The organism is Corynebacterium sp. HFH0082 (assembly GCF_000411235.1).
Lineage (GTDB): Bacteria > Actinomycetota > Actinomycetes > Mycobacteriales > Mycobacteriaceae > Corynebacterium > Corynebacterium jeikeium_D.
In genome coordinates, this window is the sequence record NZ_KE150404.1 from 1,132,846 (window position 1) to 1,154,698 (window position 21,853).

Annotated in this window: 21 protein-coding genes and 1 tRNA gene; 17 read left to right on the forward strand and 5 right to left on the reverse strand. The window is 58.1% G+C overall.

Annotated features, from left to right (window positions below; all coding sequences use genetic code 11):
- Positions 1-208: 208 nt before the first annotated feature.
- From deoD to HMPREF1206_RS04885, 6 genes are all read left to right on the forward strand, one after another.
- Positions 209-934 (forward strand): purine-nucleoside phosphorylase, encoded by a 726-nt coding sequence (gene deoD / locus HMPREF1206_RS04860; protein WP_016422251.1) that lies wholly within the window; start codon positions 209-211, stop codon positions 932-934.
- 50 nt (positions 935-984) lie between these two features.
- The gene (locus HMPREF1206_RS04865) at positions 985-2,430 is read left to right on the forward strand and encodes an MFS transporter (protein ID WP_016422252.1); all 1,446 of its coding nucleotides are present in this window, start codon (positions 985-987) and stop codon (positions 2,428-2,430) included.
- A 337-nt stretch (positions 2,431-2,767) separates the two neighbouring features.
- Positions 2,768-3,784, forward strand: coding sequence for a class 1b ribonucleoside-diphosphate reductase subunit beta (gene nrdF / locus HMPREF1206_RS04870; RefSeq protein ID WP_016422253.1), 1,017 nt, complete (start codon positions 2,768-2,770; stop codon positions 3,782-3,784).
- 330 nt (positions 3,785-4,114) lie between these two features.
- Positions 4,115-5,815 (forward strand): cytochrome c oxidase subunit I, encoded by a 1,701-nt coding sequence (gene ctaD, locus HMPREF1206_RS04875; RefSeq protein WP_016422254.1) that lies wholly within the window; start codon positions 4,115-4,117, stop codon positions 5,813-5,815.
- 280 nt (positions 5,816-6,095) lie between these two features.
- Positions 6,096-7,388 (forward strand): phosphoserine phosphatase SerB, encoded by a 1,293-nt coding sequence (gene serB / locus HMPREF1206_RS04880; RefSeq protein WP_042388485.1) that lies wholly within the window; start codon positions 6,096-6,098, stop codon positions 7,386-7,388.
- Positions 7,388-8,191, forward strand: coding sequence for an aminoacyl-tRNA hydrolase (locus HMPREF1206_RS04885; RefSeq protein WP_016422256.1), 804 nt, complete (start codon positions 7,388-7,390; stop codon positions 8,189-8,191). Before serB ends, HMPREF1206_RS04885 begins: the two co-directional genes overlap by 1 nt.
- Here HMPREF1206_RS04885 and HMPREF1206_RS04890 read toward each other — a convergent pair.
- The 3 genes from HMPREF1206_RS04890 to HMPREF1206_RS04900 form a co-directional block, all read right to left on the reverse strand.
- Positions 8,182-9,765 (reverse strand): AMP-binding protein, encoded by a 1,584-nt coding sequence (locus tag HMPREF1206_RS04890; protein ID WP_042388489.1) that lies wholly within the window; start codon positions 9,763-9,765, stop codon positions 8,182-8,184. The two genes, HMPREF1206_RS04885 and HMPREF1206_RS04890, sit on opposite strands and share 10 nt — an antisense overlap.
- Positions 9,766-9,947: 182 nt before the next feature.
- Entirely contained in the window at positions 9,948-11,927 is a 1,980-nt protein-coding gene (locus HMPREF1206_RS04895; protein WP_172620254.1) for an ATP-dependent DNA helicase, read from the reverse strand.
- Positions 11,928-12,064: 137 nt separating this feature from the next.
- Positions 12,065-13,375 (reverse strand): nicotinate phosphoribosyltransferase, encoded by a 1,311-nt coding sequence (locus tag HMPREF1206_RS04900; RefSeq protein WP_016422259.1) that lies wholly within the window; start codon positions 13,373-13,375, stop codon positions 12,065-12,067.
- Positions 13,376-13,456: 81 nt separating this feature from the next.
- On the opposite strand from HMPREF1206_RS04900, the gene clpS reads away from it, so the two are divergent.
- The 8 genes from clpS to HMPREF1206_RS04940 all read left to right on the forward strand — a co-directional run bounded on the left by clpS (position 13,457) and on the right by HMPREF1206_RS04940 (position 19,570).
- Complete coding sequence (gene clpS / locus HMPREF1206_RS04905) at positions 13,457-13,750, forward strand: ATP-dependent Clp protease adapter ClpS (protein WP_005511165.1); 294 nt, start codon at positions 13,457-13,459, stop codon at positions 13,748-13,750.
- A gap of 30 nt (positions 13,751-13,780) precedes the next feature.
- Positions 13,781-14,332 carry a DUF2017 domain-containing protein gene (locus HMPREF1206_RS04910; RefSeq protein ID WP_016422261.1) on the forward strand — a complete coding sequence of 184 codons (552 nt, stop codon included), beginning with the start codon at positions 13,781-13,783 and terminating at the stop codon, positions 14,330-14,332.
- Positions 14,333-14,416: 84 nt separating this feature from the next.
- Positions 14,417-15,520 (forward strand): P1 family peptidase, encoded by a 1,104-nt coding sequence (locus HMPREF1206_RS04915; RefSeq protein ID WP_016422262.1) that lies wholly within the window; start codon positions 14,417-14,419, stop codon positions 15,518-15,520.
- A gap of 16 nt (positions 15,521-15,536) precedes the next feature.
- Positions 15,537-16,211: a rhomboid family intramembrane serine protease gene (locus tag HMPREF1206_RS04920; protein ID WP_016422263.1), complete on the forward strand. Its 675-nt coding sequence runs from the start codon at positions 15,537-15,539 to the stop codon at positions 16,209-16,211.
- Between the two features lie 108 nt (positions 16,212-16,319).
- Positions 16,320-17,186: a glutamate racemase gene (murI, locus tag HMPREF1206_RS04925; RefSeq protein WP_016422264.1), complete on the forward strand. Its 867-nt coding sequence runs from the start codon at positions 16,320-16,322 to the stop codon at positions 17,184-17,186.
- A gap of 73 nt (positions 17,187-17,259) precedes the next feature.
- Positions 17,260-18,042, forward strand: coding sequence for an MBL fold metallo-hydrolase (locus HMPREF1206_RS04930; protein ID WP_042388494.1), 783 nt, complete (start codon positions 17,260-17,262; stop codon positions 18,040-18,042).
- A gap of 68 nt (positions 18,043-18,110) precedes the next feature.
- Positions 18,111-18,872 carry a ribonuclease PH gene (gene rph, locus HMPREF1206_RS04935; protein WP_016422266.1) on the forward strand — a complete coding sequence of 254 codons (762 nt, stop codon included), beginning with the start codon at positions 18,111-18,113 and terminating at the stop codon, positions 18,870-18,872.
- Positions 18,869-19,570: a non-canonical purine NTP pyrophosphatase gene (locus HMPREF1206_RS04940; RefSeq protein WP_016422267.1), complete on the forward strand. Its 702-nt coding sequence runs from the start codon at positions 18,869-18,871 to the stop codon at positions 19,568-19,570. Before rph ends, HMPREF1206_RS04940 begins: the two co-directional genes overlap by 4 nt.
- A gap of 22 nt (positions 19,571-19,592) precedes the next feature.
- Here the strand turns inward: HMPREF1206_RS04940 and HMPREF1206_RS04945 are convergent, their stop codons facing one another.
- Complete coding sequence (locus HMPREF1206_RS04945) at positions 19,593-19,946, reverse strand: DUF3817 domain-containing protein (RefSeq protein ID WP_005511118.1); 354 nt, start codon at positions 19,944-19,946, stop codon at positions 19,593-19,595.
- A gap of 33 nt (positions 19,947-19,979) precedes the next feature.
- The gene (locus HMPREF1206_RS04950; protein WP_016422268.1) at positions 19,980-20,375 is read right to left on the reverse strand and encodes a hypothetical protein; all 396 of its coding nucleotides are present in this window, start codon (positions 20,373-20,375) and stop codon (positions 19,980-19,982) included.
- 202 nt (positions 20,376-20,577) lie between these two features.
- On the opposite strand from HMPREF1206_RS04950, the gene HMPREF1206_RS04955 reads away from it, so the two are divergent.
- The 3 genes from HMPREF1206_RS04955 to HMPREF1206_RS04965 all read left to right on the forward strand — a co-directional run bounded on the left by HMPREF1206_RS04955 (position 20,578) and on the right by HMPREF1206_RS04965 (position 21,616).
- Positions 20,578-20,662: transfer RNA gene (locus tag HMPREF1206_RS04955), tRNA-Leu, on the forward strand.
- A 154-nt stretch (positions 20,663-20,816) separates the two neighbouring features.
- Positions 20,817-21,236: a hypothetical protein gene (locus HMPREF1206_RS04960; RefSeq protein WP_016422269.1), complete on the forward strand. Its 420-nt coding sequence runs from the start codon at positions 20,817-20,819 to the stop codon at positions 21,234-21,236.
- 182 nt (positions 21,237-21,418) lie between these two features.
- A complete protein-coding gene (locus tag HMPREF1206_RS04965) occupies positions 21,419-21,616 on the forward strand; it encodes a hypothetical protein (RefSeq protein ID WP_016422270.1) in 198 nt (65 codons plus the stop codon).
- Positions 21,617-21,853: the final 237 nt, after the last annotated feature.

Sequence of the window (21,853 nt, forward strand, 5' to 3'; positions counted from 1 at the left end):
AGTGCTTCAGTTGTAGCGCATTGAAGGCGCGAGAATTTCCCCGAGTTTTGCCGGGAGATTCTCGCGCCTTTTTCGTCACTCCACCCAATTGGGAACAAATGTAAATATCACTATTGACGGTTGTAATCCAGGTAATTAACCTGGGCAGTGGTACACCAATGTTCGCATAATTTTCACCCACGGCTAGTGGGGGAAGGGGCTGGAAGCCATGTCCGATACCACTGGTAAGAGCACTCCACACATCAACCCAAAGGGTGCGCCGATTGCAGAAACCATTTTGTTGCCAGGTGACCCGCTGCGTGCCAAGTTCATTGCGGAGACCTATTTGGACGATGTCGTTCAGTTCAACAAAGTTCGCAACATGTTGGGCTTTACCGGCACCTACCAGGGGCAGGAAGTGTCCGTCATGGGATCCGGTATGGGCATTCCGTCTATCTCGCTGTACTCCTGGGAACTTATCCATGTTTTCGGCTGCAAGAAGCTGATTCGCGTCGGTTCCTGCGGCGCGTTGCAGCCGGAGCTGGACCTGTATGACGTGGTTATCGGCCAGACGGCATCGACGGACTCCAATTTTCTATCGCAGTACAACTTGCCGGGAACGTTCGCCCCGTCCGCATCTTTCCGTCTGATTGAAGATGTTCGCGATCGTGCCCGCGAGCAGGGCATCACTACACACGTCGGCAACATCTTGTCCAGCGATATTTTCTACAACTTCCAGGATGATGTGAACGACCGTTGGGCACGCATGGGTGTGCTGGCGGTGGAGATGGAATCTGCTGGCCTTTATGCCACCGCCGCCGAGGCCGGTGTGGAGGCCATGGGAATCTTCACTGTGTCGGACAACATCGTCACCGGTGGAAAGACCACTCCGGAAGAACGTGAGAAGGCCTTCACGACGATGATGGAGCTGGCATTGCCGCTGGCTCGACTCTAGTGTCCTGGTCCGCAATCAATTGGCTTGAAGTGTGAAATAGGTACAGTGCGATGAGCAATCCCGCCAGCAATACCAGCTTGAACGTGAATCCCCGTGAAAGCGCAGCGTCCAAGGCTGCCGCGCCAAACCCTAAGGCCGCAGTCCCGGTCTTGCTGTTTTCCTTTGTATTCTGTTTGGTCTTGGACAATGGCTTTAAGTTCATGACCAAGCCGATTGCGGAATCTCTGGACCTCAGTGTCTCCACGGCCAGTCTGCAGGCGACACTCGCCGGTATCTTGATTGGCATTGGAGCGGTGGTGTACGCCGCATTGGCGGACAGCATCAGTATCCGCAAATTGATGATTGTCGGTATCGGCTTCGTCGCCGTGGGCTCTCTACTGGGTTATTTCTTCCAGGGAGTATGGCCAATCGTGCTTACTGCCCGCATTATTCAAACTGCCGGCCTGGCGGCGGCTGAGACACTCTACGTCATCTATGTCACCAAGTACCTAAGCCCAGAAGATCAGAAAACCTACCTCGGCTTTTCCACCGCGGCCTTCCAAGCCGCGCTGCTGATTGGAACGTTGACCTCGGGAATCGTGGCTACCTACATTTCCTGGCCGGCTATGTTCCTGATTTCGCTCATTCTGATAGTTGCCATTCCGTTCCTGATCAAGACAGTTCCGGAGGAGCAGCAGCAGAAGAGTCACCTGGATATCTTTGGCCTGTTCCTCATCGCGGTCATCGCCACTGCGGTGATGCTGTTCATGCAGCAGTTCCAATGGTGGTGGCTGGTTGCCGCTGCGCTGGGCGTCGCGCTCTTTGTCTGGCACATCCGGACACATGACAACGCCGTGGTCAGCCCGTCGTTCTTTACCAATGCTCGCTACGTTTGCGCGCTGATTGTTGTGCTCGTGGTTTACATGGTCCAGTTGGGGTATTCGGCCATTCTGTTGCCGTATATGGTCGACGAGCTCTATGGCATCAACCTCGACGGTGCTGCCTATATCCTCGCGCCGGGCTACCTCTGCGCTGTCATCGTCGGTGTAATGTCTGGCAAGGTTGCCAAGTTCCTGCCCTCGAAGCAGGCCATTGTCGCGGCTATCAGCATCATCATCGTGGCGTTGCTCATCCCCGCAGTGCTGCCGGGGGCCGGTGTTGCCACGGTTATCGTCTCCATGATTCTGTTCCCATCAGGGTTCGCGCTCATGTATGCGCCGTTGGTCGCGACCGCACTGCAGAACATTCCTGCCGCCAAGTCCGGTGTTGCAATCGGTTTCTACAATCTGACGATCAACATTGCCGTACCGGTTGGCATCGCGTTAACGGCCATGCTTGTTGATTCTCGACCGGCCTTCTTCAGCACCCTCTCCATCGCGCAGTCTGAAGCAGAAGGGGTCTCCGCTACCATCGCTTGGTTGCTCGCGCTCATGGCTGTCGTAGGTTTGCTGGTGTACGTCATCTCCGACCGCATCATCAACGACACGGCGGAAAACCGAGAGAAGGTTCACGCCTAGGTTCGCGCAACATCTTGCGCTTGGTGCTTGACGACGGACATTGCGTCGTCAAGCACCTTGTTCTTTGTGTGACGTGGGGTTAGGGGAGGGGCACCGGGAACAAGACTCGGCAAGTGGGGCGATTTCTTCTAGGCCGCGTGCTTAATAATGCGGGTGTGGGTAAGCTGCTAAGGGTAGTGGCTCCTTTCATCGGGAGCCTGACGTTTTGTAGTGGGACAAGGCTGGAATAGCCACCGCTGCAGTCGCTGTTTGAACTCGTAAAGAGTGAAGGACGTTCCTTATATATAAGGTGTGTTCGAAAAACGGCAATATCAATGAAAAAGGGAGAGGTTTCCACGTGAGTTTCGATGATTGCCCACCCTCGACTCCGGCCCACCGTGAGAAGAATCCAGAGTCGCGTGCATGCCCAGTTGCGGCTATTGACTGGAACACGATTCCTGATGATAAGGATCTCGAGGTTTGGGATCGTCTGACCGGTAACTTCTGGTTGCCGGAAAAGGTGCCGCTGTCGAATGACATCAAGAGCTGGAATACGCTCAACGCACTGGAGCAGCGCACCACGATGCGCGTGTTCACTGGTCTGACCATGCTGGACACCATCCAGGGCACGGTAGGTGCAGTATCACTCATTCCAGATGCGCTGACTCCGCACGAGGAAGCTGTGTACACCAATATCGCCTTCATGGAATCGGTGCACGCAAAGAGCTACTCGTCGATTTTCCAGACGCTGGCGTCGACTCCTGAGATTCAGGATGCGTTCCGTTGGGGCGAGGAGAATGAGTACCTGCAGAAGAAGGCCAAGATTATCCTCGACTACTACGAGGGCGATAATCCGCAGAAGAAGAAGGTTGCTTCCACTTTGCTGGAGTCCTTCCTGTTCTACTCGGGCTTCTACCTGCCGATGTACTGGTCCAGCCACGCCAAGCTGACCAACACCGCGGACATTATTCGCCTAATCATTCGTGATGAGGCAGTTCACGGTTACTACATCGGTTACAAGTACCAGCGCAACCTGGAGCGTCTGACCCAGGCCGAACGTGACGAGCTGAAGGATTACACCTTCGACCTCATGTTTGATCTCTACGACAACGAGATTCAGTACACCGAAGAGATGTACGACGAACTCGGTTGGACCGAGGATGTCAAGCGTTTCTTGCGTTACAACGGCAACAAGGCTCTGAACAACTTGGGCTATGAGGGTATGTTCCCGGCCGACGAGACTCGCGTTTCGCCGTCGATCCTGTCGGCCCTGTCGCCGAATGCTGACGAAAACCACGACTTCTTCTCGGGTTCCGGCTCTTCCTACGTCATGGGTAAGGCTGAAGTAACCGAGGATGAGGACTGGGACTTCTAAAAGCACAGGTGTAGGGAACATTCCGCATCGAGCCTCACTCTGGTGACAGCACACACACGGGGGTAGTAGTCCTAGCCTCGACGGTTCCTGCTAAATAGGCGTTAGCCCAGGTTAAGACAATTCTCAGGAAACTAATAGTGTGCTTAGCTGAGTGGGGAAGTGAGCCGGAAAATCCCTTAGCCTTAACTTTTTCCAAGGTTCAGACTAGAATCTGGCACATAGCGGTAGGTGGGTTCGCCGTCGCGTACTCGCCTGCACTATTCTCACAAGGACAAAACTTAAAATCCCTGTAGTGAGTTACAGGAAATCTTCGCGTAGTAAGGAGGAAGAATGACTGCAGTAGCGCCTCGTCCAAATCATGGCGTTGTAGCGCCGGAACGGCCGCAGCCGTTCGGACATGAGCGTAAGGGCAGCTGGGCGTGGGAAATGCTGACCACGACCGACCACAAGAAGCTGGGCATCATGTACATCATTATGTCCTTCTCGTTCTTCTTTGTCGGCGGTCTGATGGCTCTGCTTATCCGTGCTGAGCTCTTCGCCCCAGGACTTCAGTTCCTTTCTAACGAGCAGTTCAACCAGATGTTCACCATGCACGGCACGGTGATGCTGCTTCTGTTCGGTACCCCGATTGTTTGGGGTTTTGCTAACTACATTCTGCCACTTCAGATTGGTGCTCCGGACGTGGCTTTCCCGCGTCTGAACGCTTTCGGCTTCTGGCTGACCACCATTGGTGGCATTCTGATGCTGTCGGGCTTCCTGACCCCGGGTGGTGCTGCTGACTTCGGTTGGACCATGTACTCCCCGCTGTCTGACCCGATTCACTCTCCGGGTGTCGGTTCTGACCTGTGGATTGTCGGTGTCGGTGTTGGTGGTGTCGGTACCATCGCTTCCGCCATTAACATGACCACCACTGTCCTGTGCCTCCGTGCACCAGGCATGACCATGTTCCGTATGCCAATCTTCACCTGGAACATCCTGGTTACCTCGATCCTGGCTCTGCTGATCTTCCCGATTCTGACTGCAGCTGCTCTTGGTGTTTTGTACGACCGTAAGCTGGGCGGTCACATTTACGACCCGGCAAACGGTGGCGCAATGCTGTGGCAGCACCTGTTCTGGTTCTTCGGTCACCCAGAGGTCTACGTCCTGCTGTTGCCGTTCGTGGGCATCATCACCGAGGTCGTTCCGGTCTTTTCCCGTAAGCCGCTGTTCGGCTACGCAGGTATGGTCTTCGCAACCCTGTCTATTGCAGGTCTGTCCATGGCTGTGTGGGCACACCACATGTTCGTGACCGGTGGCGTTCTGCTTCCGTTCTTCTCGTTCATGACCTTCCTGATTTCGGTCCCGACCGGTGTTAAGTTCATCAACTGGATGGGCACCATGTGGCGTGGCCACATGACCTTCGAGGCTCCGATGACTTTCGCTCTCGGCTTCATCGTGACCTTCCTGTTCGGTGGTTTGACCGGTATTATGCTGGCTTCCCCACCGCTGGACTTCCACGTCTCTGATACTTACTTCGTCGTGGCGCACTTCCACTACACCCTGTTCGGTACCCTGGTCTTCGCTTCCTACTCGGGCGTTTACTTCTGGTTCCCGAAGATGACTGGTCGTATGCTCGACGAGAAGCTGGCAAAGGTTCACTTCTGGCTGACCTTCATCGGCTTCAACCTGACCTTCCTGGTCCAGCACTGGCTGGGTAACGAGGGTATGCCGCGTCGTTACGCCGACTACCTCGAGACTGACGGTTTCACCACCCTGAACATGATCTCCACCGTTGGTGCGTTCATCCTGGGTCTGTCTGTTATCCCGTTTGTCTGGAACGTCTTCAAGTCCTGGCGCTACGGTGAGGTCGTCACTGTTGATGACCCGTGGGGTTACGGTAACTCCCTCGAGTGGGCTACTTCTTGCCCGCCGCCGCGCCACAACTTCACCTCGATGCCGCGCATCCGCTCGGAGCGCCCGGCGTTCGAGCTGCACTACCCGCACATGGTTGAGCGTCAGCGCGCAGAGGCCCACGTTGGTCGTCAGCTCTAAGAGCTAGTGGCTACATGGCTGATGCAACTCTGAGTTAATAACTACGCGAAGCTAAGGCCCCATCACGGTTCTCCGTGATGGGGCCTTAGTCTTGTCTTTGAGAGTCTTTCCTAGGGAAGAGGCAGTAAGAGAGCGCAGTAAGAGCAGGGGGGGGCGCAGGGAGCGCCAGAAGGGCAAGAGAGCAAGGCGATGGCTAGCGCCTGTCGCTGGCCACCCACTGAAGTGCGGAATCCCACTATGCGATGAGCGCTCTGCCGGGGCTTCATGCGATACTGGATTGGTGAATGAACAGGTAATTACCTCTCCCAGTCAGTCTGTAGATACCGATGCTCTATCGGTTTCGTTGGCACCGGGACTAGCTCCGGTGCTTATTACCGCTGTTGGCCGAGACCGCCCGGGTGTCTCCGCAGCTTTCTTCCGCGTGCTCGCGGCCCACGGAGTTCAAATTTTGGATGTGGAACAGTCGGTGTTCCGCTCTAATCTGAGCCTCGGTGCGCTTGTTGGTGTCACAGAAGAAAAGGTCGGTGTTCTCCGTGAGGGACTCATTGAAACACTGAAGCCTCACGGCATGACTGTCAGTTTCCAGCTGGATGCGCCGATGGAGCGCAGCGATGGCTCCACCCACGCACTTGTCGTGTTGGGCAATCCGGTCAACGCTGAGGATATTTCCCGTATCGGCCGCACTCTTGCTGATTACGGTGCAAACATCGATTCCATTCGCGGTATTGCTGACTACCCAGTCACTGGCCTGGAATTGCTGGTCTCTATTCCGGACCCGAAGCCGGGTGCGGGCATTCCGCTGCGTAAGGCACTGGCCGAGCTTGCACAGGACCAGGACATTGACATCGCAATTGAACGCGCTGGTTTGCAGCGCCGCTCCAAGCGCTTGATTTGTTTCGATGTGGACTCGACCTTGATTACCGGTGAGGTCATTGAGATGCTGGCCGCCCATGCTGGTCGCGAGGCGGAGGTTGCAGCGGTTACAGAGCGCGCTATGCGCGGTGAGCTGGACTTCGCCGAGTCACTGCATGAGCGAGTTAAGGCTCTGGCTGGCCTGCCGGTCAGCGTCCTAGAGGAAGTCACTAACTCCATCGAGCTGACTCCAGGCGCCCGCACCACGATCCGCACGCTGAAGCGCCTCGGTTACAAGTGTGGTGCTGTCTCCGGTGGCTTTATCCAGATCTTGGAGCCGCTGGCAAAGGATCTCGGTCTGGACTTTTACAAGGCGAATACCCTCGAGGTCGAGGACGGAAAGCTGACTGGACGCGTGGTCGGCGATGTCGTCGATAGGCAGGAGAAGGCCCGCAGCCTCAAGACGTTCGCCGCAGAGTCGGGATTTCAGATGCATCAGACCGTTGCGGTCGGCGATGGGGCCAATGACATCGATATGTTGTCGGTCGCAGGCCTTGGTATTGCTTTCAATGCCAAGCCGGCGCTAAAGGAAATCGCTGACACGTCCGTCAACGTTCCATTCATGGACTCGATTCTGTTCATGCTGGGCATTTCCCGCGATGAAATCGACGATGCCGACCGCGAAGATGGCACCTTCCGCCGCGTGCCGTTGGAGCAGTAGTGCAACGCGAGGATCACAAGAATCCAGCTGTCACGGACGCATCATCGGTACCGGAGTGGTTCCGTATCGCCCATAACCTCCTGCCGCAACCCGATAGGGAAGACCACGGCGAGGATGTGCCGTGGGCAATGGCTATTGTGCTTGAGGTTCCGAAGAAGGAACGCCCCTCGCGCACTGCGCTGCTCCGCGCTGCCGCGATGGCTGTTGTTGCTTGTTGCCTGGACGAACGCGCAGGCGATGACACTTCTGCCTATCAACAAGGTCTGGCGTCTTGGTACGGTGCGCGCATCCGCAAGCTCACACGTCGCGCTCGCAATATCGGCTGGCAACGCGCTCAGCTTGCACCGGGTGTCACCGTGGACGTCGACGGCGCGCAAGCTCGCGCACTAGTGCCAACTCCTGTCGACGAAACCTACCCGGAGATTGCCAAACTACAAATTTCCGGCACCGATTTGCCTTACGACGACCCGGAGAACACATCTCCCGGCGCCCCGGGCGACCATGAGAGCGCTGACACCTTTGCTCCGCCAGTGATTTGGGTGGACAAAAACCTGAATATGTCCGTAGGAAAGGTGGCCGCGCAAGTTGGACACGGCTCAATGCTCTATGCGGCCAGTCTGTCGGTCGAGGACGCTTGGGCGTGGGCGCAAAGTGGCTACGCGCTGGATGTGAAAGAAGTACCGCGGGAGCAGTGGCCAGCGCCAGAGCTCCGCGCGGTTGAGGTTCAGGATGCCGGGTTTACCGAGATTGCACCCGGTTCAGTCACCGTGGCGGTGACCCCTGGGGCAGTAACTCACGACTGAGCGCGTGCTGCCTCCATGGCCTTGAGATCCTTGCGCAGAATCTTGCCCGTCGCCGACTTCGGGATTTCATCCATGAACTCGACTGCTCGCACCTTCTTGTACGGTGCGACGCGGTCGGCGACGTAGTCCATAATCTCGTCTTCAGTCACCTGCTTGCCCGCCTTGAGGACGACGTAAGCCTTAGGAATCTCCTCACCGTCAGAGCGAACGACACCACTGCAGGCGGCATCGGCAATATCCGGGTGGCTGAGCAGCACGGACTCGAGCTCGGCCGGTGGAACTTGGTAGCCCTTGTACTTAATCAGTTCCTTGAAGCGGTCGACGATGTACACATTCCCGTGTTCGTCGAGTTCCGCAACGTCGCCGGTACGCAGCCAACCGTCGACAAGCGTCTCTGCCGTCGCCTTCGGGTTGTTGAGGTAGCCCTTCATCACCTGTGGACCATGAATCCATAGCTCACCTGCCTCCGAGCGCCCCTCGGCGGGAACCGGGATTTCCTCAAAGCTGTCGGAGTCAAGGTTGACAATCTTGTACTGAGTGTTGGGGACTGCGCGACCGATCGAGTCCAGCGGACTATCGTGGCCGATGCGGATGTGGGCTGCTGGCGAGGACTCGGTCATGCCGAAGCCCTGTGCGACCACGCAGTCAAGGCGCTTTTCCACCTGTTCCGCGAGGTCAAGTTGGAGAGAAGCGGCACCCGAGAAGATTGTCTCCAGGCTGGACAGGTCAAAGGAATCGACAGCTGGGTGCTTGGCCAGGCCCACAGCTACAGGCGGTGCGATGAACGCGAACTTCACCTTGTGCTCGGCGATGATGGACAGGAAATCGACGAGGTCGAACTTGCCCATGGTGTACTGCGTCGTGCGGCGCCACAGGCACAGATTCAGCAGCGCAGTCAGGCCGTAGATGTGGAAAAACGGCAGGATAGTGACAGCCGGAGTGTCCTCGGTCAGCGCGTTGACTGTAGCTCCACCCGCCTGAGCGACGTTGGCCACCAAGTTGCGGTGAGTGAGCTGGACGCCCTTCGGTACACCGGTGGTTCCCGAGGAAAACGGAATCACGGCAACGTCATCGGGTGATACGTCGACGTCCGGGGCTGCGTGCCCCTCGGCAAGCAGCTCGCCCATGCCGTGGAGGCCCGTCAGGCCGATAATCATCTCTTCCGGCAGACCAGCAGCCTCAGCGCCGTGGGCGCCAGCCCAACCGATTGAGGAGGTCGTTAGCATCATCTTCGCGTCAGACATCCGGAGTTGGTTTTCAATGTCCTCCGCAGTTGCCAGCGATGCGACCGTCGTGCAGACAGCCCCCGCGCGTAGGACACCGTGAAGAGCGACCGCGAAGGTTGTCGAGTTGGGGCAGTGGAGAGCCACAACGTCGCCCTTCTTAATCCCACGTGCTGCCAGCGCACCCGCAAACTTCTCAATGCTGGCCTTCAGATCACCGAAGGTGACCTCGGAGCCTGAGTCAACGATTGCAAGCTTGTCCTGGTGACGTGGCTCAATTTCTCCGAAGAGGAACTCAAAGAGTGAGGTCTCCGGGATGTCGATGTCGGGGAGGTTGCTGGAAAGGGGCATGCAGGAAATCGCCTTTCTAATCTCGTGCACGGCTGCCAAGTGTCCTGCTTCATTAGCTCGGGCACTGTAGCAGTGCTGTGTTTCACATCACAATAATGTATTGGATAGAAAAGCGTGGGATTTTTTCCAGAAACTATGCCTAATCCAGCGTCACCTCGTGAGCCCAGACAGCCCCCTCTGAATCAGCTTTGGGTCAGCCGCTGCAACGCTCCAGCCGCAATATCCAGGTTGGTCGTCCGCCAGAAGTCAGGCATCGACGCGGCAATCCAGGAACCATAGCGTGCTGTAGCCAACCGTGAATCCAGTACCGCAACAACCCCGCGGTCATCGACTTGGCGTAGCAGACGACCAGAACCCTGCGCCATCAGCAGCGCTGCATGTGTCGCTGAGACCTCCATAAAACCGTTTCGGCCAGCGGCATTAGCCGCATCGGAGCGCGCGGACAAAAGCGGGTCGTCGGGGCGGGGGAACGGGATGCGATCGATGATGACACACGATAGCGATGGGCCAGGAACATCGACGCCTTGCCACAGCGTCAGCGTGCCAAACAAGCATGTCTGCGGATTAGCTGCGAAGCGATCAACCAGAGCACCGATAGAGTCATCGCCTTGGCACAGCACGTCGTAAGGCAGGCGCTTGCGCATTTCCTCCGCCGCTGCCTCGGCGCCTCGGCGAGAAGAAAACAGCCCGAGCGTTCGCCCACCAGCGGCGCGGATGAGGCGCTCCATGATCGCGAACTGCTCCGGTGTGGCGCCGTCGCGTCCAGGTCGTGGCAGGTCGCGTGCGACGTAGAGGATGCCAGATTTCTGCGGGTCAAAGGGCGTGCCGACGTCCAAGCCATCCCACCCACCGGAGGGAAGCCCCCAAGCGGCGGCCATGGCATCGAACTTGCCGCCAAGAGCAAGTGTTGCTGAGGTCAAAACGACGGTGGATTCGCCGAAGAGGCGTTCGCGAAGCAGTGCTGCGATGGACAGGGGAGCGACATAAACTGTCTTGTTCTCGCCAAGCCATACGACATCGTCGCTGCTGAACTCTAGAATTCGCACGACTGTGTCGTGCATATTCTCCACGGCAGCGCGGACGGTCTGACGCTCGGTGTTGTCAGAGTCAGAACCCGAACCACCGGAGCCCGACCCGCCAGAGCTGCCTGAACTAGAGGTGCCTAGCGTGGTCTGTAGTTGCCACAGGCTATCGCGGAGCGAAGCTAGCGCTGCTCCAAGCTCACCGGGAATTTCTTCGAGTGCGCCGCTGTAGGCGTCGGCAAGCAATGCGACGGTCTCGCCGAGTAGATCCGTGGCATCGGTGACATCATCCACCTGCTCTGCGGCGCCGAATTTGCGGGCGCGCCGGGCCATCATGGTGATACCGGCAGGGGAGAGCTCGTCGGTGGCAACAGAGGTGATTCGACCGTCGAGCTCGTGAGCCTCGTCAATGACAACGCAGTCGTGCTGCGGCAAAATCATGGCGTCGGAGAGCGCATCGATGGCCAACAGTGCGTGATTGGTGACAACGATGTCGACGTTGGAGGCCTCGCGGCGGGCTTGTTCGGCGAAACACTCCTCGCCGAAAGGGCAGGAAATGGCACCGACGCATTCGCGAGCCGTGACGGAGACCTGCCGCCAGGCTTCGTTGGAAACGCCCTTGTCCAGGCTGTCGCGGTCGCCGGTGTCGGTGTCATTGGCCCACTCGCGTAGCCGCATGACCTCGGCAGCGGTTCGGCTGAGCTGCGCTTCGCTGAGTAGAGCAGTTGGGCCGCCCATAGCTGTCGGCTCGGATTCATCACCGTCCATGACAGGATCTTTGATGACATTTCCGACCTTGGACTTGCACAGGTAGTTCGAGCGGCCTTTGAGGATTGCGAAGGTCGGCGTGCGGGACAAGTGTGGCTCCAGCGAACTGACTAGCCGCGGCAAGTCGCGTTCGACCAGCTGGCGTTGCAGCGCAATGGTCGCCGTGGAAACGATTACTGACTCGTCGGACTCCATTGCTTGCACAATGGCAGGCACCAGGTAGGCCAGCGACTTACCCGTACCGGTACCTGCCTGTACCGCTAGGTGCCGCTCGCGCGCAAAGGCGGAGGCCACCGACCGGGACATTTTGACCTGATTCGGTCGAGTCGTTCCGCCGAGTCCCTTCACTGCCGCATCGAGAAGAGCTTCGATGCTATCCGCGTTATGGACGCTGGCTCTCGGTGAAGCTAGCTCGTCAACATCGTCAACATCGTCAAAGTCCTCAAAGTCGTCCGATAGCTCAGCAAAATCTGCGTGCTCGGGAGTGTCCGACACAGTTCCCCCGCCGCCTAAACGCCGTGAAAACGGACGGACAGTACCGGCTCGTCACGGGAAAGTGCAAGTCCCTCCCACGGGAGGCTGACCAGCGCTTTAACCAAGTGATCGCGGGACTCCTCCAAGGTCGGTAGACCATCGACGACCTCGCCATCGCGCATCATCGGAATGGTCAGATCGCGGTAGTGCAGGTTGCCCACATCCGGGATTTCCGAGCCGAGCGGGAAAGCGATTTCCTCCACGGCGGTACCGGAACGGCGACAGGTACGAATCGCCGCCTTCACGCCACCATGGCTCCGCTTATCCAGAGAACGCTTGGCGACGGGCACCCCATCAACTTCGACCATCTTGTAGACCAGGCCCGCAGTCGGTGCGCCGGAGCCAGTGACTACAGAGGTGCCCACGCCGTAGACATCGACCGGCTCTGCCCTCAGCGCCGCAATGGCGAACTCGTCGAGGTCAGAGGACACTACGATGTTGGTGTTGTGTGCACCCAGCGAGTCCAGCTGCTGACGCACCTGGCGAGCGAGAACTCCGAGGTCGCCGGAGTCAATACGTACACCGCCGAGTTCCGGACCCGCGACCTCAATAGCCGTATTGACGCCCTCGGTGATGTCGTAGGTATCCACCAACAAAGTGGTGTCGGTTCCCAGTGTGTCAATCTGAGCCTTGAAGGCCGCAGCCTCGTTCGTCGTGCCATCTGGGTTGGTGTGCAACAGAGTCCACGCGTGCGCAGCGGTACCGGAGGCTGGGATGTTGTACCGTGCCGCTGCCTCCAAGTTGGAGGTGGCGCTAAAACCTGCCAGGTAGGCGGCGCGGGCAGCAGTCACAGCTGCTTCTTCATGAGTGCGACGCGAACCCATTTCAATAATCGGGCGCCCACCGGCAGCCGTGACCATTCGGGTTGCTGCCGAGGCGATGGCGGAGTCCGCATTGAGAATGGAGAGAATAACAGTCTCCAAAATGACGCACTCGGCGAAAGTGCCTCGCACCGTCAAAATGGGCGAGGCGGGGAAGTAGAGCTCTCCCTCGCGGTAGCCGTCGACTTGGCCACTGAAGGAATAGTTACGCAGGTAATCCAGCGTCCTGTCATCGAGGAAGTCCAGCGAAGCCAGCTGTTCCTCGGTGAAGCGGAAGTTGCGGATAGCATCCAACACACGCGCTGTACCAGCGACAACGCCATAGCGACGCTCATTCGGCAGGCGACGGCCAAACACCTCGAAGGCGACCTGGCGCTCGCCGGATCCGTCGGCAAGCGATGCCTGCAGCATCGTCAGCTCGTACTTATCGGTGAGAAGGGCGGTGGAGGAATGCTTATCAATCACGGTCAACAGTCTAGTCGGCTGAAGCGGGCCGGGGCAGTCGGTTCCGGCGAGCGCGCGCCACTCCGTACTATCCTGGTGCCTATGAGCATGCCAGCAGCAACACCGATGCCCACTATGGATGCCGATGTCGTGACGGAATCGAACCGACCCTGGCAGTGCATTGTGTGGGATGACCAGGTTAATTCGATGAGTTATGTCACCTACGTGTTTCAGATGCTCTTCGGCATGGACCGAAAGAAGGCGCACGCGCTGATGATGACGGTTCACACGGAGGGTAAGGCAATCGTGTCTTCCGGTGAGCGTGACAAGGTGGAGGCCGATGTGAAGAAGCTCCACAAGGCAGGCTTGTGGGCAACAATGGAGCAGGCTGACTAAGCCGATATTCGACAGCGGGAGAGAATTTACATGCGTCCTTGGAAGCGCAAGCGATCCCTTCTCGGCGGTGGCGTCAAGTACGTCACGGCTTTTGAAGGCACGGAGCGGGATTTGCTGCTGAATCTGGCTGCTACTGTGGCGGACTCGCTGATGGAGCGAGCCCGGTCGGCGCCGAAGGATGAGCTCGCGGAAATGACGGGAATGCCTGTCGGACACTCCGAGGCCCCATCCGATCCGAAGCTTGCGCGACTGTTGCCGGACTTCACCAAGCCGGGTGAGGAGAGCGTGGAGGGGGAAAACGCCCTCATGCGCCAGCTGCATGAATCGGAGATTGTAGAGAGCAAGCTCCATTCCCTGCGTGCGATTATCGACGCCCTGGAGCCCGCCGAGTCGGGGCAGGTATCCATTTCGGAAAGTGATGCCCATGCCTGGGTGGCGGGTATCAATGACCTACGTATTTACCTGCATGTTTCCATGGAGAACCTCAATGGCTCCATCGAGCAGATCGAGCAGGCCGACGCGATGTACCAGTGGCTGTCCTACAACCAAGAGTCACTGCTGGATCAGCTCATGGGTGAGTAACGAATCCGAGCAAAACCCCGAAGGATGCAGTAATCAACTGAGGCTAGCTGCCATGAACTGTGGTGAAAGGTGCCGTGGTCGACAATGAATTCTGAGATCTTCGCAATCAGCCCCACCGACATTCGACACCAAGCCAGCAGTGCTGCGCTGGGCACGAGCATCGACATCGGCGCAGGCTGTCTCGACTCCATCGACGGCATCTCCATCGGCCATGCTGCTGAGGGGGATACCGGAGTCACCGTCATCGCCGCTCCAGGCGGTGCGATCGGCGCTGTCGATGTCCGCGGCGGCGGTCCGGGCACCCGCGAGACCGACCTGCTCGCACCGGAGAATACCGTCGAACGCGCCCACGCTGTCGTTTTGGCTGGCGGCTCCGCGTACGGCCTCGCAGCTGCCGACGGAGCTATGCGCGAACTGCGCGACCGCGGCATTGGCTTTGAGGTCACCCCAACTCGTCCGGATATCCTCGTGCCCATCGTTCCCGGTGCTGTCATCTTCGACTTGCTGTTGGGGGAGCCGACGCTGCCCACCGCTGCACTAGGGCGCGAGGCGTTGTCTCACGCGCTTGACGACGTCCCGGAGGACACTCCCTCCGGGACAGTAGGTGCCGGTGTCGGCGCTATGGCCGGGGCAATCAAGGGTGGTTTTGGACAAGCCCGTGTGACCTCCGCCGATGGTGAGTACTTTGTGGCTGCCGCAATGGTGGTCAACTCCTTTGGTGCGGTCATTGACCCGGAGGGACACCTTTACGGAATGCCCGCGGCTGCCGGTGCCAGCAAGGAGGCATTGGCCCAGCTGGACCAGGTTTTCGTCGGTAGGACCAAGATTCTCGCCGATGCGGCTGGACACGGGGAATCGTCGGCAAGCACGCGAAACACAACGATTGGCACGTTGATAACCAATGCGCCGGTGACAACTGCGCAGTTGAAGCGGTTGGCGATGTGCGGTCATGACGGGTTGGCGCGAGCGATTCGGCCGGCTCATGCGCCGATGGACGGTGACACGCTGTTTGCCCTCAGCTCGGCCGAGGCGGCGGATAGCGGAAACGCTGAACCCGTGGGCTCGGATGTGGTGGCCCTGTTGGCTGCGATGGCGGCCGATGCGGTGCAGATGGCTATTGTCGATGCCGTGATGAGTGCAACGGGACGCGCGGGAGTAGCCGCGCTGTCAGAGATGCTGGACAAGTAGTGAAGGAAGTTCGCCAATGAATCCGCAATGGAGCTCGGGACAACAGCAGAATTACCAGAACTATGCGCAGTACCCGATGGGCGGTCCCGTGCAGACGCGGCGGAATAATCAGATTGTTCCACAGGATCGCGACGGCGGGCTCGGGGCGGCCATCAGTACGGCTATTGGGTACCTGGCACTTATCTGGACGGTCTTTCTTGTCAACGAATTCATCTTTGGTGGGGCGCTGAACAACTTCGGTGTGCGCCCACGCGAAACCTCGACGCTGTGGGGAATTTTGACCGCACCGCTGCTGCACGCAGATTACGGGCACATTGTGGCGAACTCTCTGCCCGGGGCGTTGTTCGCCGGTTTGATTGCAATGTCGTCGAAGCGGCTATTTTGGCAGGTCACACTCTTGATTACGGTCGTTGGTGGCGGTCTGACCTGGCTGGTCGGCGGTGTAAATACCGTCCACATCGGTGCGTCCGGCCTGATTTACGGCTGGCTGGCGTTTTTGGTCGTACGCGGTTTCGTGAATCGTCGGGTGATGCAGATTATTTTGGGCGTGATTCTGGCATCGATGTATTCGGGTCTTATCTGGGGAGTGCTGCCAACACAGATGGCTGTTAGTTGGCAGATGCACCTCTTCGGTGGGCTTGCGGGCATCTGGGCTGCGGTGATGTTTAAGCGCGGTCGTGCACGTGGCTAAGAGTGCACGTCGCTAAGAGCCCGAGGTACGTGGCATCAGCTCCTGACGAAATCGGCCTAGAATAGGAGCTTCGGTGTTTGACCAACGATATGAGGAGTCCAGATAGCGGTGGGAGCAGGAGCAGAAACTCAGGCAGTCAATCAGCTGACAGCGCAGGATAGCGGCTTCCCCGACCGAACAGCGCCGATTGGCATCTTTGACTCCGGCGTCGGTGGGCTGACAGTGGCACGTGCCATCATGGATCAGCTGCCGCACGAGTCGATTATGTACATCGGCGATACTGCCAACGGCCCTTACGGCCCGTTGCGCATCGCCGAGGTTCGTCAGCACGCGGAAGCGATTGCCGATGAACTGGTTGCACGCGGCTGCAAGATGATTGTCATTGCCTGCAACACGGCTTCGGCCGCATTTTTGCGTGATGCCCGCGAGCGCTACCCAGTCCCAGTAGTCGAGGTCATTCTGCCCGCTGTGCGCCGTGCGGTCTCGACCACCAGGAATGGAAAAGTCGGCGTAATCGGTACCGCCGCCACAATTCGCTCTCGTGCCTACCAAGATCTCTTTGATGCAGTGCCTGGCGTGGATGTCTCTGCGGTCGACTGCCCGCGATTCGTGGACTTTGTCGAGCGAGGAATCACCTCTGGTCGCCAGATTCTGGGACTTGCGGAGGGCTACCTCGCGCCATTGCAGGCCGATGGTGTAGACACCCTCGTTCTGGGCTGCACCCATTATCCGCTGCTGTCTGGTGTGATTCAGCTGGCTATGGGGGAGGACGTCGCCCTAGTGTCGTCGGCGGAGGAGACGTCGAAGGATGTTCTGCGCATCCTCACAAAGACCGACATGCTCGCTGACCCGGAGAGCAATCCGAACCCTGTGCGCACATTCGAATCCACTGGAGATCCGCAAGTTTTTGCATCCCTGGCAAAGCGCTTCCTTGGGCCGGGTATTAGCCAGGTCACTATGCATTCCCAAATGTGACCTTTCTTATTAAATCCAGACACTCCATTGGTTTTTTGCTCGTTTTTGATCAATTACATGGCAAGCTTGAAGTATGCGATTGAAGGTTCTGGGATGTACAGGCAGCATGGGTGGCCCATCGGCGCCAGCATCTGGCTACCTCATTGAGCTGGATAACGGTCGAACCTTTGTCATTGATTTGGGTCCCGGTGTCCTCGCCGAATTGCAGAAGATCTCTGATCCTGCAGCTTGTGATTTGTTACTAACTCATGTGCACCCAGACCACACTGCAGACATTCCAGGGCTGCTCGTCTGGCGTCGCTTCCACCCGACAGCCCCGGCGAGTTCCCGGAATCTCCTGGTTGGCCCCGGAGACATTCACGACCGGATAGGCACCATGTGCAAAGCACTGGGAAGTGAAGAAGATGCCAACCTGGAAGACACTTTTGATCAGGTTGTGAGTAACCCCGGTGAGCCACTGTTAGTCGGTGGGGGCGAAGCGGACGGAGGCGCCGTCGTCACGCCGTATAACATGGTCCACCCGGTGCCAGCTGTTGGATATCGCATTGAAGCAGATGGTCTGACCATTGCGTACACCGGAGATACTGCGTGGACCGATGAATTGGTGGAGCTGGCGCGGGATGCGGATATCTTCATCTGCGAAGCCACATGGTGCAGCAACGAAGAGGGCACCCCACCGGACATGCACCTGACAGGCTTTGAGGCCGGAAAGGCAGCGACGCTGGCGGGGGTTAAGAAGCTGGTGCTGACTCACATTCCGCCATACGCCGACGGTGAAGAAGCACTACGTGCTGCGAAGAGTACCTTTGCCGGTGACGTTGAATTGGCCTACCTGGGCATGGAGCTAGGCGGCTAGTCACAGCGACTATCGGGTTTCCGTACAGCTGTCGCACCGCTTCCGCGCCGGGCGGTAGGGTAGTTGGCATGACTACAGCTAATTCCGATTTTCGCCGTGCCGATGGACGCGCGGTTGATGAAATGCGCAAGGTGACCATCACTCGCGGCTTCACCGACAATCCGGCCGGTTCTGTGCTGGTTACTTTCGGTAATACGCGTGTAATGTGCACCGCTTCCGTCGAACAGTCGGTGCCACGATTCAAGCGTGACTCCGGCGAGGGCTGGTTGACCGCTGAGTACTCCATGCTGCCGGCCTCTACCCACGAGCGCATGCCCCGCGAGTCAATGCGCGGCAAGGTCAAGGGTCGCACTCACGAGATTTCCCGTCTGATCGGTCGCTCCTTGCGAGCTGCTATCGACTTGAAGGAACTCGGTGAGAACACCATCAACATCGACTGTGATGTTCTGCAGGCGGATGGTGGTACCCGAACCGCTTCCATCACCGGTGCGTACGTCGCGCTGGCTGATGCCCTGACCTACCTGCATGCAGTGGGCGCTGTTCCGGGCACCCCGCTGAAGGCACCAGTCGCAGCTGTTTCGGTTGGCATTATTGACGGCCGTGTCTGCCTGGATCTGCCTTACGAGGAGGACTCTCGCGCTGAGGTCGACCTCAACGTGGTGATGACCGCAGAGGGCAAGTTCGTCGAAATCCAGGGCACTGGCGAGGAAGGCACCTTCGACCGCGATCAGCTGAATGACATGCTCGACTCGGCGGAAAAGGGTCTGCGTGAGCTCGTTGCCCTGCAGCAGGAAGTTCTGCGTGCGCCGTACCCGGGTGAGCTGCCGTGAAGCTCCTCGTCGCTACCCGAAATTCTAAAAAACTAGTCGAGCTCGACCGCATCCTGCGTGCGGCGGGTATTGATTCGGTGGAACTTCTTTCGCTTAGCGACGTCCCGGAGTACCCAGAGCGCCCCGAAACCGGTCGCACTTTTGCGGACAACGCCTACATCAAGGCTTTCGATGGTGCGACACATACCGGCTACGCGTGCTTGGCAGACGATTCGGGGCTCAGCGTCGATGAGCTAAACGGCATGCCGGGTGTGCTCTCGGCGCGCTGGTCCGGCACTCACGGCGACGATGTCGCTAACTACGAGCTGCTGCTCGCCCAGATGGGGGACTGCCCAGATGAGCGTCGTACGGCGTCCTTCCGTACCGCCTGCGCGTTGGTCGTCCCCGGTGTCAAGGAGGTGCCGTCCGCGCTTGCCGACGGCGGTTTCCCAGCCGTCCTCGATGAAGCCGGTAATCTGCTGCTGGTTGTAGAGGGCCGCTGGCCTGGCGCCATTCTGCGCGAGCCTGTTGGGGACAATGGGTTCGGCTACGATCCGGTGTTCGCGCCCGCAGTTGGGGAGGGCAACGAAGCTGAGGGGGCCTTGTCTGCGGCACAAATGAGCGCCGAAGACAAGGACGCTTTTAGCCACAGGGGGCGTGCACTGCGTGCCTTGACTCCGGCGCTGAAAATTCTGGCTGAGGTTGAGGCTAAGGGGTAGCCCTCGGGCTGCCGAGAGCCCGCTACTTCAGCTGGAAAGCGGTCTCGACTTCCTCACGACGCTTCTTCTCGACGAAGAAGGAGAGGAACGGGACCACGCCACCGAGCGCGGTGATAATCCACTTTGCTGGTTCCCAGCGGGCCTTGGTACCCAGGTTTACGGTGGCAATGAGGAATGCCATGTAGCCGAAGCCGTGAATCTGGGCGGTGTAGAAGAACCACCGCGGCGCGTCGGCGGAGTTGTCGAGGATGAGGTACTTGTAAATCATCTCGGCACACAGCAAGAGCAGCATCACACCCGTGAAGTAGGCGGTGACGGAGAAGTACGTCAGTGCCTTCCTTACGCGCTCTTGACGATCTGGATTGATGTTGGTCACTAAAAGTCCTTTTCTCGAATAAGCAGTTATCGCCTAGGCGTTGGTGCCAGAATCCGTCGATTGTGTCTCATCCACACGCTGCACCTTTCGCGAGCCATCTGGGTTGGTCGGCAGGAATTCGTCTGGAATTTCCGTCATGACATCGTCTTTAGCCTCAAATGCGGCCTCGCTATTGCCGCTCAGGCGTTCGCGTTCGTACTCCATGTATTTGCGGTAGGCCCAAATAAAGAACAGGCCGAAAGCTGGCCACTGCAGTGCGTAGCCCAGGTTTTGGAATGAGCTGGTTGTGTTCCACCTGCTGAGCTGCCAGTAGGCGAGTGCAAGAGTGGCGCCGACTGCAAGAGCCAAGAAGATTAGTTGCACCACGCGGGTACGAGTGGGAATCTTCGCTGGCTTGTCAGTGGTATTGGAATGCTGTGAAGTGGACACATAACCACCATAGCTAGTCCGTGACCTGCCAAGCTAGCGCGCTCGCTGGATAGGCAGGGGATGGGACATTAGGAAATCTGCGGCAAACCCGTTAAAGTGTGTACAGTCCAAATGAGCTGTGAAAGTTCGTTGTGCCTGTAGGTGGCTAATAGGTAGTCCATGCTTACGGGGACTGTACGTAACTGTCACGGATTCGCGACGGGCGCCTGTGGCGGAATTGGCAGACGCGCTGGATTTAGGTTCCAGTGCCTTAGGGCGTGGGAGTTCAAGTCTCCCCAGGCGCACCACATAAATACCCCGTGACTATGCAGGTCACGGGGTGTTTTCGTTCTCCAGCCCGCCAGATTTTCCGCCCTCATTAGGCCGCGTGCCCAAAATCTGGCCCATTTCCCGCCCGAAGCTATTCCAAGGTCGCTAATCTCCCGTGCACGGTGTAGAACCATGACTATGAAAATTGTTGTCTGCGTCGTTTATCCCCGCTACCCAGATAACACTGAACCTCTCGGCGGGTTCGTCGAGTCCGAGGAGACCGCCCTCGCGATTGACAACTGGTGGCGCGCGCAACCCGGCGGAATGATGGGCACCTGGGAAGATTTCGAGGTCGAGGTCGAAAGCCGCGACCAACTCCTCTATGGAGTATTCACCGGCACCCCCACTCTCGAAATCACCGATAGCAACTTCTGGGACCCTATCTGTTACGGGGTGTACACCGACCGGGAAGAAGCCGAGCGGGCAACCAAACCAAAGTCAATGTGGGAAGCGAACAACAGTCCCCAGAAATACGTCCTCCCGTTCCGTCTGGGCTGGAAGTTTGACCGGTATTTCCCCGATGGAAAACCCTGGCCGCCAGACCGGTCGTAGACCTGCGACAGTTTTCGCATCGATAAGGGGAACGCAAGACGGGGCAGCCGCACAGCGCGCGTGAGTACCATTCTGGGAAACCTCTGTCCGCTCATTCCACTGCGTAGGGCAATCGAATCTGTCGATACAATGACGCTGATCGAATCGTATCTTGAATCGTAAGGTGGAAGCAGGGAGGCAACATGAGCATCTCGATGCATCTGGATGAGTACATGGCGCGTCGTGGCATAGTTCCCGACGACACTGTGGTCAACGATGATCCCTGCGCAATCTTCGACGGCAAGGTCGAGCGCGATGGTAAGTCGCAGCAGGACCTTGAAGAGTCAGAGCGGCGCTTAGAAGAAGCGGAGTCCACAATTCTGGATATGCTAGGCGATTAATCGAGGAAAGATTGAGCGTTCTCGGCGCCCATTGACACGCATTCCGGGTGTGATGTTCATCACCGATTGGGCATAAATTGGCTCAGTCTTCCGGGCTTCATTTTCCACTGCCGGTGCTGACAGAGTGGTGAAGTGCAAGCAATTTCTCGACAGGGGAACACTGTTTTCTACCTGCGAAGTTCTTTCATTTTAGAAGCGTTGTACTCGCTGATTTCGCAGCCGTGTTCGGCCTCTCGT

Excerpts from the sequence above, each read along its gene's own strand:
- deoD (WP_016422251.1), top strand. The coding sequence starts at position 209 with ATGTCCGATACCACTGGTAAGAGCACTCCACACATCAACCCAAAGGGT.
- HMPREF1206_RS04865 (WP_016422252.1), top strand. The coding sequence starts at position 985 with ATGAGCAATCCCGCCAGCAATACCAGCTTGAACGTGAATCCCCGTGAA.
- ctaD (WP_016422254.1), top strand. The coding sequence starts at position 4,115 with ATGACTGCAGTAGCGCCTCGTCCAAATCATGGCGTTGTAGCGCCGGAA.
- HMPREF1206_RS04890 (WP_042388489.1), bottom strand. The coding sequence starts at position 9,765 with ATGCCCCTTTCCAGCAACCTCCCCGACATCGACATCCCGGAGACCTCA.
- clpS (WP_005511165.1), top strand. The coding sequence starts at position 13,457 with ATGAGCATGCCAGCAGCAACACCGATGCCCACTATGGATGCCGATGTC.
- HMPREF1206_RS04910 (WP_016422261.1), top strand. The coding sequence starts at position 13,781 with ATGCGTCCTTGGAAGCGCAAGCGATCCCTTCTCGGCGGTGGCGTCAAG.
- HMPREF1206_RS04915 (WP_016422262.1), top strand. The coding sequence starts at position 14,417 with ATGAATTCTGAGATCTTCGCAATCAGCCCCACCGACATTCGACACCAA.
- HMPREF1206_RS04920 (WP_016422263.1), top strand. The coding sequence starts at position 15,537 with ATGAATCCGCAATGGAGCTCGGGACAACAGCAGAATTACCAGAACTAT.
- HMPREF1206_RS04930 (WP_042388494.1), top strand. The coding sequence starts at position 17,260 with ATGCGATTGAAGGTTCTGGGATGTACAGGCAGCATGGGTGGCCCATCG.
- rph (WP_016422266.1), top strand. The coding sequence starts at position 18,111 with ATGACTACAGCTAATTCCGATTTTCGCCGTGCCGATGGACGCGCGGTT.
- HMPREF1206_RS04960 (WP_016422269.1), top strand. The coding sequence starts at position 20,817 with ATGACTATGAAAATTGTTGTCTGCGTCGTTTATCCCCGCTACCCAGAT.
- HMPREF1206_RS04965 (WP_016422270.1), top strand. The coding sequence starts at position 21,419 with ATGAGCATCTCGATGCATCTGGATGAGTACATGGCGCGTCGTGGCATA.